The following is a 10,920-nucleotide window of genomic DNA, read 5'->3' on the forward strand; positions in this document are numbered from 1 at the left end:
CAGGTCCGGCAGGCGCTCGGGCGTCGCGTCCACACCCCGTTTACTCTGCGGCGGCGGGAGTCGGCTGGAGGTGGGGCGTACGGACGGCTTTGCGAGCCGGGACGAGGGCGGCGGCGAGGGCGGCTCCGAGCAGGAGGAGGGTCAGCGCGGAGAAGCTGCGGGTGTAGCTGGAGTCGTACGGCAGGCCGGAGGGCTGGAGGTGGCTGGTGACCAGGAGGCTGGTGATCGCGGTTCCGATGGCGCCGCCGATGGAGCGGAGGTTGGCGTTCATGCCGGTCGCGGCGCCGGTCTGCTCGGCAGGTACGCCGCCGACGATGAGGTTGGCCATGGATGCGAAGGCGAGACCGACGCCGAGGCCGAAAACGCCCGCCGCGACGGCGATCTGCCACTGCTGGGTGTGCCACAGGGCGAGGATGGCGCAGGCGACCGCGGCGGAGACGGCCCCCGAAATCAGCAGGCGTTTGGCGCCGACCTTGGGTTCCAGGCGTCCGCTGACCACACCGGCGACGAACATCGCGATCAGCATGGGCAGCATGAGCAGTCCGGACGTGGTGACGCCGGCGCCGAATCCGTAGCCGGCGGAGCGGGGTGTCTGTACGAAGCCGGGCAGGAACGACCAGACCGAAGACAGGCCTGCGCCGAACAGCAGAGCGGCGGCGTTCGTGGTCCACACGGACCGCACGCGCATGATGCGCAGGTCGATCAGCGGGCTGCGGGAGTGGGACTCCGCGAACAGCCACAGGGCGAAGAGCACGACGGCCGCGGCGAACAGCGCGATCACAGCAGCGGAGCTCCAGCCCCACCGGCTGCCGCGGCTGACCGGCAGGAGCAGCGCGACCAGCCATCCGGACAGCAGCACCGCGCCGGACCAGCTGACCCGTCCCTTCGCCCGTCGGGGCGACTCGGGGACATAGCGCAGGGCTAGCAGGGCGGTGACGGCGACGATGACGACGGGAAACCAGAACAGCCAGCGGTAGTCGAGCCCGGCCACGATGGGACCGGCAGCGACTATGCCGACGCCGCCGCCGACGGCGATCACGGCGGACAGGTTGCTGATGCTGCCGCTGACCCTGCCGGGTTCGAACTGGTCGCGGATGATGCCGAAGGACAGTGGGAACACCGCGCCTCCGGCGCCCTGAATGATGCGGGCGATGATCAAGACGCCGACGTTCGGAGCGAGGGCGGCGAGCAGACAGCCAGCGAGGACGGTCAGCAGGACTGCGACGAGGGTGCGCTTCTTGCCGGCCAGGTCGCCGACCCGGCCGATGATCGGGGTGCACACCGAGGCGGACAGCAGGTAGGCCGTCATTACCCAGGTGGCGGTGGATTGGGAGGTGTGCAGTGTGTGTTGAATAGTCGGCAGAGCCGGCGCGATCAGTGACTGCAGCATGGAGAACACGCCCGCCCCGCTCGCGAGGACCGCGAAGATGAGGCGGGTGGACTTGCTGGGCATGGGGTTGTCTCTCCGGGGAAACGGGGGCGTCTTGACGACGGCGCGGGACAGGTCGCGGGTCTCGTGCATGCGGGTGGCACGCCGGTACAGCGATTGCGGGGAGCGGTCACGGCCAGGAGGTGGGCCGGGCGCGTCGCAGCGATTCGGGCCGCGCGGGGCGGCGGTTCGCCGGGGCGTCGCCGGTGACAGTGCGACCGACGGATCGGATCGGCCCGGCGGCTCGGTTCACGTTGCTCGTCCCCGTGCACGCTCAGGACGTGCCGGCGTCGAGCCGGGGGTGCGGCAGGCCGGGCCGGCCTGCCGACCGCACTGCGGGTGGTTCCGGCCCTGTAGGTCTGCGCCTCTCCGGTCGGCTACGGCTGCCGGAGCCGGGTGATGGACTTGTGCTCGATGTAGCCGGTGAGTCCGACCTTGCCGTACTCGCGGCCGAGGCCGCTGGCCTTGTAGCCGCCGAAGGGGCCGTCGAAGCTGATGGGCGAGCCGTTGAGGGTGATGGTTCCGGTGCGCAGCTTGCGGGCGACGGCCAGGGCGCGCTCGGGGTCGGCGCTCCAGATGCCGCCTGAGAGGCCATATTCGGAGTCGTTGGCGATGCGGACGGCGTCGTCCTCGTCGTCGTAGGCGATGACGGCCAGGACCGGGCCGAAGATCTCCTCCTGGGCGATGCGCATGGAGTTGTCGACGTCGGCGAAGAGGGTCGGGGTGACGTAGTTGCCCTTTTCCAGGCCCTGGGGGACGTGCGGGCCGCCGGTGACCAGGCGGGCGCCCTCCGCTATGCCGATGTTGATGTAGTCGATGACGCGCTGCTGCTGGTCGGGGCGGATCATCGGGCCGATGAAGGTGTCGGGGGCGGAAGGGTCGCCGACCTTCAGCGATTCGACCATGTCCTTGAGCGCGGCGACGACCTCTTCGTAACGCTCGCGGGGGACCAGGATGCGGGTCTGCAGGATGCAGGCCTCGCCGTTGTTGCCGAGGGAGCCGAAGCGCAGGCCCTGTACGGCGGCGTCCAGGTCCGCGTCCTCCAGGATCAGAGCCGCGGACTTGCCGCCCAGCTCCAGGCTGACCCGCTTGAGGTGCTCGCCGGCGATGGAGGCGATGCGCCGGCCGGCACGCGTGGAGCCGGTGAAGGCAATCTTGTCGACGTCCGGGTGGGAGACGAGGTACTCGCTGGTCTCGCGGTCGGCGGGAAGGATGCTGAGCACGCCCGCGGGAAGCCCGGCCTCGTGCCACAGGTCCGCTAGCAGCATCATGCTGAGGGAGTTCTCCGGGGAGACCTTCAAAACAACCGTGTTGCCGGCCAGCAGGGCCGGGATCAGCTTGGCGGTGGCGGCGGAGAACGGCGAGTTCCACGGGATGACCGCGGCGACCACGCCGATCGCCTCACGCCGCACGATGGTGTCGAAGGCCACCGACGGGTCGGAGGGTTGGATGACCTCCTCCCAGCCGAACTCCTCGGCCGCCTTGAGGTAGGCGTTGACCTGGCGGGTCAGGAAGGGCTGGCCGACCTTGGTGAACCAGCCGGCCGAGCCGTTCTCGACGGAGATTGCCGCGGCGACCTCGTCGGCGCGGGCGGTGCGCAGGGCGTCGTAGCGCCGGATGATCTCCTGCCGCTCCTCGGGCGTGGTGCGCGGCCAGGGGCCGTGGTCGAAGGCCTCGCGGGCCGCGGCGACGGCCGCGTCCACGTCGGCGGGTGCGGCCTGGGCCACGCGGCCCAGCACCGACTGGTCGTGGGGGGAAAGGATGTCGAGCAGCTCCGGGTTGCTGGGGGTGACCCAGGAGTCACCGATGTAGAGCTTGTCGCGAACAGTCATGTCTGTCGATTCCTTCGTGTGAAACGTGGTGGGTGCAGGGCCCGGGCGGGAGTGCGTCCCGGGCGATGCCGCAGGGGTGGAGGAGACCACCGGAGCGAGCGGGTATCCGCGCTGTCGCCGGGCCCGTGGTCGCGTGCCGTCGGGCAGGCGACCGACGGCACGCGAAGCTGCAGGGTCGTTACGCGGTCTGGTGGTCGGTGGAGCGGCTCGCTTCGGCCCATGTGTCGGCCTCGGCCAGGCGAGCCTTTTCCGCGCTGACAGCGATTTCCAGGGCGTCGCTGCCGAGCAGGAGCCGGCGCGGGGGCTCGGGCGCGTCCACGGCGGCGATGACGGCCCGGGCCATTCGGGCGGGGTCGCCGGGCTCGTTGCCGCTGTAGGCCGCAAACTGCTCCAGCCATGCGCCGACCGTCTGCTGATAGTCAGGAGCGATGGGTCCGGACGGCTTCGCGGCGCCGGCGGCCCAGCCGGTGCGGATACCGCCCGGCTCCACGATGATCACCTTGATGCCGAACGGGGCCACCTCGTTCGCCAGCACCTCGGAGAAGCCTTCGACTCCGAACTTTGCTGTCTGGTAGGCGCTGAGCCCGGGCGTGCCGCCGACCCGGCCGCCGATGGACGAGATCTGCACGATGTGCCCGGACCGCTGGCCACGCAGTACGGGCAGGGCAGCCCGGGTCACGTTGATCACACCGAACAGGTTCGCCTCGACCTGCGCCCGGAACTCGTCCTCCGGGAAGTCCTCGATCGAACCGCTGGTGGCGTAACCCGCGTTGTTCACAACGACGTCGACGGTGCCGAATCGCTCCACTGCGGCCGCCACCACGCCCCGAGCCTCGGACCGCGACGTGACATCCAGCGCCACGGCCTCCAGCCGCTCCGGATACTTCGCCTTCAGATCAGCCAGAGCCTCCGGCCTGCGGGACGTAACGACGACTCGATCACCGTCCTCAAGAGCCTGAAGAACCAGGGCCCTGCCCAGCCCCTGGGAACCACCGGTGATCAACCAAGTCCGTGACATGGCGTTCTCCTCATCATCTCGTTGCCTCTCGCCGCCCTCCAGGGCGCAATCCCAATGTAGACGTTTCATCGTCAACTGCAACATTGATGTTGCAATAAATAAGTGAGATGCATCTCACTACGGGATGATGTCGCTGTAATCACCACTGCTGATTAGGATGGCCGGACCATGAGAGCCGATGCCGCACGCAACCTGTCCTCCGTCCTCCGCACCGGGGCCCGCCTCCTGGCGGAGGATCCGAGCACGTCGATGGCGGCCATTGCCGCTGCGGCGGGTGTCGACCGCACCACCGTTCATCGCCGCTTCGCGAATCGGGAGGTGCTGCTGCGCGCCGTCTTCCAGGCCAAACTCGACTCGGCCGAGCGGGTGTTGGACGAGGCGCGGCTGACCGAGGCCCCGGTGCCGGTCGCTCTCCACCGCTATCTGGAGGGGATCATCCCGGTCAGCCGCGAGTGGCCTGTCGACACGCGCCGTATGATGCAGAAGGACCCCGAAGCCAGCGCTCGCCGTGAAGCGCAGAGTGCGCGCCTGAGCACCTTCATCCAGCGCGCTTGCGATGAGGGCTACCTGCGCGCCGATATCGATGCGGCCTGGGCACGTGCGGTCCTCGACGCACTTGTCGACAGCATCGCCCACCGGTTCCCCGCAGTGGATCCCCCGCAGGCGGCCGACCTCGTCGCGGACGCCTTCCTGCGCGGCCTCGGCGTGACCTGACCCTGCGGGTGAGCCGGTCGCCGGCGCCCTGGCCTTCTTCCGCGCCGTCGCCGTCCAGCATCAACCCGCACGCATGCAGCCACCCCTGGTGCGCTGATCCCGCCACTCCCGCAGGCCGGCCAAGCCCCCCCAACCCCATCGCCCTCCACCCGCGTCTCGTCCAAGCCCGGAAATAACCCAGCCGGGCACAAGACTTCAGCAACACCAGTAGCGCGAGGAGCGATTCCGGGCGGCCATGGGTCCGCTTCACCGCCCACGCGATCTCAGCCTCGTCCGGTGTGAAGAACTGCGCCAACTCGCGCTCGGAGATGATTCGCGACCAAGTGGCCCCTTTCGCGCGTATCTCCTCCGCATCCCTGACACGCCCGGAAGGAACCGGTGGCGGCCGGAATCGGCCGGTGAACGGCGTCCCGGTGTTCCTCGGCCTGGTAATCGGGCATAGCCGTAGATGTCCGGGTATGTACGTCTATGAGAGGTGCGGTGATGGCCGCGGCACGGGCGCCGGGACGGCCGCCCACCTCGCGGTCGCCGCGCGAAGCCTGCTGAACCGGGTCGCGGGCGGCCGTCGGGGGCGATCCGCTCGGCACACCTGGCATCCGCGACGACCGGCTCCCGGTGGTCATGCCGGCGGCCCCGCGATGATGAGCAGGGGGTGGGCCCGTGACCGAGGCAACCGGCAGGGTGGCACTGGTGACAGGGGCCAGCAGCGGAATCGGTGCGGCCACCGCGCGCCTTCTGGCCGCGCGAGGGATGCGGGTCGTGGTCAACTACCTCCGCAGCGCCACGGCGGCCGACGAGGTCATGGCCGGCATCGAGGCGGAAGGCGGCCAGGCCATGACCGCGCGGGCCGACGTGCGCGAGGCGGCGGCGGTCGAGGGCATGATCGTGCGGGTCCAGGAGGCATGGGGCGGCGTCGACGTGCTCGTGCACAACGCGCTCACCCCGTATGCGATCAAGCCGTTCCAGGACATGACGTGGGACGAACTGGGCGGCAAGCTCGACGACGAGATGCGTGCGGCGTTCGCGGTCACCAAAGCCGTTCTGCCCGCCATGACCGGACAGGGCTGGGGACGCATCGTCTATCTCGGCACCGGCCTCAGCCGCCAGCCACGGGAGGGCATGATCGCGCTGGGCACGGCCAAGGCCGCACTGGCGCAGTTCGCCCGGTACCTCGCCCAGGAGCTGGGCCCGAGGGGCATCACGGTCAACGTCGTCGAACCCGGCCCGGTGGAGGACACCCGCATGGCGAACGTGCTGGGCGAGGAGCAGAAGCGGCGGCAGGTGGCCGCCACTCCCCTGGGCCGCCTGGCACACCCGGCCGACGTCGCGCAGGCGGTCGCCTTCTACGCCGGCGAGGAGAGTGCCTTCATGACCGGCACCACCGCCGCGGTCAACGGCGGGATGTCCATGTACTGACGCCGTCTCTCGCGCACGGGGGCCCTGCCGTCCCAGGTCCGGCCGGCGGCAGAACGGCATCCCGCAGGCCGTCACCAGGCGCCATGGTCCGCCGCACGCATGGGCGCAGGGCGGTGGCACGATCAAGGGACAACGTTCATGCACACGATCGATCTCGCCTACGTCGGGCGGGGCCTGCACGAGGAACTGGTCGCCTACATCGCCGACCAGCAGGACTACTACGCCGACGAGGGCGTCCACGTCGCGCTGCGCGACGGCTGCGCCTGGGACGAGGAACGGCTGCGCCGCGGCGCCACCATCGGGCTCGGCCGCACACTGCTGTCCCGGCTGGCCGAGGGCATCCCCTGGGTCGGAGTGAATGTCAACACCCACCGCCCGCTGTTCTGGTTCCTCGCCCGCCCCTGCCTGACCTCCCTGGCCGACCTGGCCGGCCGGCGGCTGGCGGTACACGCCCCTCACACCGCACCCGGGTGCTTCGCCCGGATCGTGCTGCGCCGGTCGGGCCTCGACCCGGACCGCGATGTCCACACCGTCGTCCGCCCGCCCGGCGACTATGGCATGGACCTGCGATGGCTGCGCGACGGCGGCATCGACGCCGCCCTGGTCGGCAGCACCATGGCGCCGGAGGCGATGGCCGCCGAGCACGGCTTGCGGGTGCTGGCCTGGGTCGGCGACCACTTCCAGGTCCCCACCGTGGGCGTGGCCGTCGACCCCGGCTTCATCGACCCGGACGATCCTGCGGTCCAGGCCGTCGTACGCGCCCACCGGCGCGCCCTGCGGGTGATCCACGAAGATCCCGGCACCACGGTGCGGCACATGCGGACATTCCTCGGCCGACACACCGCAGATGAGGTCCGGGCCCATTACGAGGCGTTCATCGCGCCGTATTTCACCACCGACGGCCAGGCCGACCTGGCCGTGGGCGCCGCCGCGATCACCGCGGTCGCCGCCGAGCTCGGCGTCCCCGCCACCTTCACCGCGGCCGAGTTCTACCGCACCGCGCCAGGTTGAGAACGACGGACGGCGGATGTGCCGCGCTTGTAATCATGTGATTGATTGATAGGGTGTGCCCATGCCCGAAGATCAGCTCCAGGCGACGAGCAAAGCGGCGCGTACGAGGGAGCGCATTCTTGACGCGGCCCTCGACGAGTTCTCCGCCAAGGGGTACAGCGGCGCTCGCACCGCGGCCATCGCCAGGCGCGCCGGCGTCAACGTGCAGCTGATCTCCTACTACTTCGGCGGCAAGGAAGGCCTGCTGGAGGAGCTGCTGTCGAGCTGGCAGGAGCGGCGCTCGAAGCTGGTGCCGGCCAGCAGGGCCGAGCCGTTCCTTGAGAGCTTCCGCATGGTGCTGGACGCCACCTTGCGTGATCCCCGGCGAGCCCGTCTGGTGGTGTGGCAGGCGCTCGGTGACTACCCCGGCGACACCGAGGCGCTGGCGCGGGAGTGGCGCACGGTGGCCGCCGCCGCCGTCGAGCAGACGCGCGCCCGGCAGGCGGCGGGCGAGATCGGCGATGATCACCCGCCCGAGTTCGTGACGCTGCTGTCCTTCCTGCTCGCCTTCGCCCCCGTCGCACTTCCGCAGGTGATCGAAGGGATCTACGACGTGGATCCGCTTTCGGAGGAGTACCGGCAACGCGTGAGCGAGGCCCTCTCCGCCCTTCTGGACGTAGGGCACGCATGAGGCCCGTCCTCACGCAGAAAATCATTCAACTGATTGATTAAGGAGCATCCATGATCCGCGTCCTCGTCACAGGAGCCACCGGCCTGCAGGGCGGAGCCGTCGTCGCGCGCCTGCTCGAGCACGGCCATGAGCCTGTCGCCTACGTCCGCGACCCCGCGACACCGGCGGCGGACGCGCTCGCCGCACAGGGCGTCCGCTTCGCGGTCGGCGATCTCGCCGACCGCGAAGCCCTCACCAGGGCGGCGAGGGGCCTGGATGCGATCTTCGGGCTGACCGTCCCCTTCGGCGAGGACGGCGCCGCCGGGGAGATCGCCCAGGGCCGCGCCCTCGCCGACGCGGCGAGGGCGGTGGACGCCCACCTGATCTACTCATCGGTCAAGGGGGCGGCGAGCACGGCCGACTTCACGGTCGAGCACGCCTCCGCCAAGCAGGTCGTGCACCGCTACCTTGTCGAGCGGGGCACCACTTTCACCGGCGTTCAGCCGGCCTACTTCATGGAGAACGCCCTCAATGTGGGCCTGACCCGGCTGAACCAAGGCGTCTACGCCTTCCCGCTCTCCGCCGAGCGCAGGCTCGACCAGGTCACCGTGCTCGACATCGCCGGCATGGCCGTCCACGCGATGGAGAACCCCGCCGAGCTGTCCGGCAGAGCGATCGACGTCGTCTCCGACAGCGTGACCACCCTGGAGGCGGCGCGGTTCCTGTCCGAAGCCATCGGCTCCGACCTGCCCTACGAGAACATTCCCATCCCCATGATTCGCAAGTGGGCCGGGGACGACATCGCCGACATGTTCCAGAGTTTCGAGGACAACCGGGCGCACACCGACATCGCCGCGCTGCACGCGCGGTTCCCGGAGGTGGGCTGGCACTCCTACCTGGACTGGGCGCGGACGGTCGACTGGGCCCAGGTGCTCGCCGAGCAGCCGGGCCGGGCCTGAAATCCCCTCGATGAGACACAGGACCCGGCCCGCACGCCACCGCCGCCGGCGAGGTCCGGCCCGGTCTCGGTGACGCGGCGGCGCCCTGGCCGTGCCGGCCGCGGCCGGGGCCGGTGATGGTGCCGGGGTCAGTCCTTCACGGCGCCGGCGGTCACTCCGGCGGCGACGTAGCGCTGGGCGATGACCAGGAGCGCGGTGGCCGGGATGGAGGCGACGACGGCGGTGGCCATGATGGCGTTCCACTGCTGGTTGTTGTTGCCGATGTAGTGGTAGATGCCGAGCGTGATGGGCTGGTGGTCGCCGCCGCCGTCCAGGGTGCTGGCGAAGATGAAGTCCGACCACGCCCACAGGAACGCGAACAGCGACACCGTGATGATCGAGTTGCGGCTCACCGGCAGCACGACCGACCAGAACGTGCGCAGCGCCCCCGCGCCGTCCACCTTGGCCGCCTGCATCAGCTCCTCGGGGATTCCGGACATGAACGTGGTGAAGACCAGCACCGCGAACGGCACCGCCAGCGTCGAGTCGGCCACGATCAGGCCGGGGACCGTGTTGAGCACGCCGGTGCTGAGGAAGATGGCGTAGAAGCCCATCGCCATGATGATCCCCGGGATCATCTGCGCGATGAGCAGCACGAAGCTCAGCACCCCGCCACCCCGTGGGCGCAGCTTGGCCAGCGAGTACGCGGCCGGCGCCGAGATGACCAGCGTGAGCGCGACGGTGCCGAGCCCGATGACCAGGCTGGTGACCAGGTAGGGCCCCTGCTGCTCCAGCACCGCCCGGTAGCCCTCCAGTGTCCCGTTCGCCGGCCACAGGTACGGCGGGCTCTTGCGCATGTCCTGGTCGCGGGTGAGGGACACGTTGATCATCCAGTAGACCGGGAACAGCATCAGGCCGGTCAGCACCAGCCCGATCGCGCTTTTGCCCCAGCTGCGCGAGGCGCTCATGCGAAGGCCTGCCTTCTTTGCAAGCGGATGTAGACCAGCCCGAAGACCAGGGCCATGACGATCAGCAGGTTGCCCACCGCCGCGCCGGGTCCGAAGGCCGGCAGCAGGTTGCCGAAGCCCAGCCGGTAGGACCAGGTGGCCAGCGTCGTGGAGGAGTCGCTCGGCCCGCCCCTGGTCATGATCCAGATGATGTCGAACACCTTCAGCGTGTAGACGAGCCCCAGCAGCAGCGTGATCGCCGACACCGGGCGCAGCAGCGGGAAGGTCACCTTCCAGAACCGCTGCCAGCCCGTGGCGCCGTCGAGCTCGGCCGCCTCGTGGATGTGCGCCGGAATCGCCTGCAGGCCGCTGTACAGCACGACCAGGTTGAACGGGATGCCGATCCAGATGTTGGCGATGGTCACCGACCACAGCGACCAGTCGGGCGAGGTCAGCCAGTTGACCGGCGGCATCCCGAGCGCCGCCAGCATCGCGTTGACCAGGCCGGAGTCGCTGTTGAGCATCCACGACCAGGTCGAGGACGACACGATCAGCGGCAGCAGCCAGGGCACCAGGAACAGGGCCCGCAGGGTCGCCGCCAGCCGGAAGTGCCGGGTGAAGAACACCGCGAGGCCGAGGCCGATGGTGAACTGGAACACCAGCGACACCACGGTGAAGACCACGGTGTGCCACAGCGCCGGGCCGAACGTCGGATTCGCGAAGATCTTGTCGTAGTTGGCGAACCCGGTGAACGGCGCACCCCCTTGCACGAAGGACCGCACCGTGTAGTCGCGCAGGCTCAGGTCCACGTTGCGGTAGAGGGGATAGGCGTAGAAGACCAGCAGATAGACGACGACGGGCGCCAGGAACGCCCACGCCGCCCACTGCCCGGACCGCCGCCGCACGGCCGCGCGCCGGCCGGCGCGGGGCGGCGGGGCCGGCGGCCGCCTCGGCCGGGCGCCCGCG

The 10,920-nt window shown here is 70.0% G+C and carries 10 protein-coding genes; 5 read left to right on the forward strand and 5 right to left on the reverse strand.

What is annotated here, in order from left to right:
* Positions 1-40: 40 nt before the first annotated feature.
* The 3 genes from ACFO60_RS29715 to ACFO60_RS29725 form a co-directional block, all read right to left on the reverse strand.
* Positions 41-1,453 carry an MFS transporter gene (locus tag ACFO60_RS29715; protein WP_380846620.1) on the reverse strand — a complete coding sequence of 471 codons (1,413 nt, stop codon included), beginning with the start codon at positions 1,451-1,453 and terminating at the stop codon, positions 41-43.
* A gap of 353 nt (positions 1,454-1,806) precedes the next feature.
* The gene (locus ACFO60_RS29720; protein WP_380846623.1) at positions 1,807-3,261 is read right to left on the reverse strand and encodes an aldehyde dehydrogenase; all 1,455 of its coding nucleotides are present in this window, start codon (positions 3,259-3,261) and stop codon (positions 1,807-1,809) included.
* A gap of 178 nt (positions 3,262-3,439) precedes the next feature.
* Entirely contained in the window at positions 3,440-4,363 is a 924-nt protein-coding gene (locus ACFO60_RS29725; RefSeq protein WP_380846626.1) for an oxidoreductase, read from the reverse strand.
* A gap of 84 nt (positions 4,364-4,447) precedes the next feature.
* Between ACFO60_RS29725 and ACFO60_RS29730 the strand changes: the two genes are divergently transcribed.
* The 5 genes from ACFO60_RS29730 to ACFO60_RS29750 all read left to right on the forward strand — a co-directional run bounded on the left by ACFO60_RS29730 (position 4,448) and on the right by ACFO60_RS29750 (position 9,028).
* A complete protein-coding gene (locus ACFO60_RS29730; protein ID WP_380846629.1) occupies positions 4,448-4,993 on the forward strand; it encodes a TetR/AcrR family transcriptional regulator in 546 nt (181 codons plus the stop codon).
* Between the two features lie 660 nt (positions 4,994-5,653).
* A complete protein-coding gene (locus ACFO60_RS29735) occupies positions 5,654-6,409 on the forward strand; it encodes an SDR family NAD(P)-dependent oxidoreductase (protein ID WP_380846631.1) in 756 nt (251 codons plus the stop codon).
* 138 nt (positions 6,410-6,547) lie between these two features.
* Positions 6,548-7,420, forward strand: coding sequence for an ABC transporter substrate-binding protein (locus ACFO60_RS29740; protein WP_380846634.1), 873 nt, complete (start codon positions 6,548-6,550; stop codon positions 7,418-7,420).
* Positions 7,421-7,481: 61 nt separating this feature from the next.
* On the forward strand, positions 7,482-8,090 hold the full coding sequence (locus ACFO60_RS29745; RefSeq protein ID WP_380846637.1) for a TetR/AcrR family transcriptional regulator: 609 nt from the start codon (positions 7,482-7,484) through the stop codon (positions 8,088-8,090).
* A gap of 50 nt (positions 8,091-8,140) precedes the next feature.
* Positions 8,141-9,028 carry an NmrA family NAD(P)-binding protein gene (locus ACFO60_RS29750; RefSeq protein WP_380846640.1) on the forward strand — a complete coding sequence of 296 codons (888 nt, stop codon included), beginning with the start codon at positions 8,141-8,143 and terminating at the stop codon, positions 9,026-9,028.
* 128 nt (positions 9,029-9,156) lie between these two features.
* On the opposite strand, the gene ACFO60_RS29755 is transcribed toward ACFO60_RS29750, so the two are convergent.
* Both ACFO60_RS29755 and ACFO60_RS29760 read right to left on the reverse strand, forming a co-directional pair.
* Positions 9,157-9,975: a carbohydrate ABC transporter permease gene (locus tag ACFO60_RS29755; protein ID WP_380846643.1), complete on the reverse strand. Its 819-nt coding sequence runs from the start codon at positions 9,973-9,975 to the stop codon at positions 9,157-9,159.
* A partial coding sequence (locus tag ACFO60_RS29760) for a carbohydrate ABC transporter permease (protein ID WP_380846646.1) occupies positions 9,972-10,920 on the reverse strand: 949 nt, incomplete at its 5' end. The genes ACFO60_RS29755 and ACFO60_RS29760, both read right to left, overlap by 4 nt.

The organism is Sphaerisporangium dianthi (assembly GCF_042654065.1).
Taxonomy (GTDB): Bacteria; Actinomycetota; Actinomycetes; order Streptosporangiales; family Streptosporangiaceae; genus Sphaerisporangium; species Sphaerisporangium dianthi.

Coding starts and splice junctions, on each gene's coding strand:
- ACFO60_RS29715 (WP_380846620.1), bottom strand. CDS start 1,453: ATGCCCAGCAAGTCCACCCGCCTCATCTTCGCGGTCCTCGCGAGCGGG.
- ACFO60_RS29720 (WP_380846623.1), bottom strand. CDS start 3,261: ATGACTGTTCGCGACAAGCTCTACATCGGTGACTCCTGGGTCACCCCC.
- ACFO60_RS29725 (WP_380846626.1), bottom strand. CDS start 4,363: ATGTTGCAGTTGACGATGAAACGTCTACATTGGGATTGCGCCCTGGAG.
- ACFO60_RS29730 (WP_380846629.1), top strand. CDS start 4,448: ATGAGAGCCGATGCCGCACGCAACCTGTCCTCCGTCCTCCGCACCGGG.
- ACFO60_RS29740 (WP_380846634.1), top strand. CDS start 6,548: ATGCACACGATCGATCTCGCCTACGTCGGGCGGGGCCTGCACGAGGAA.
- ACFO60_RS29745 (WP_380846637.1), top strand. CDS start 7,482: ATGCCCGAAGATCAGCTCCAGGCGACGAGCAAAGCGGCGCGTACGAGG.
- ACFO60_RS29750 (WP_380846640.1), top strand. CDS start 8,141: ATGATCCGCGTCCTCGTCACAGGAGCCACCGGCCTGCAGGGCGGAGCC.
- ACFO60_RS29755 (WP_380846643.1), bottom strand. CDS start 9,975: ATGAGCGCCTCGCGCAGCTGGGGCAAAAGCGCGATCGGGCTGGTGCTG.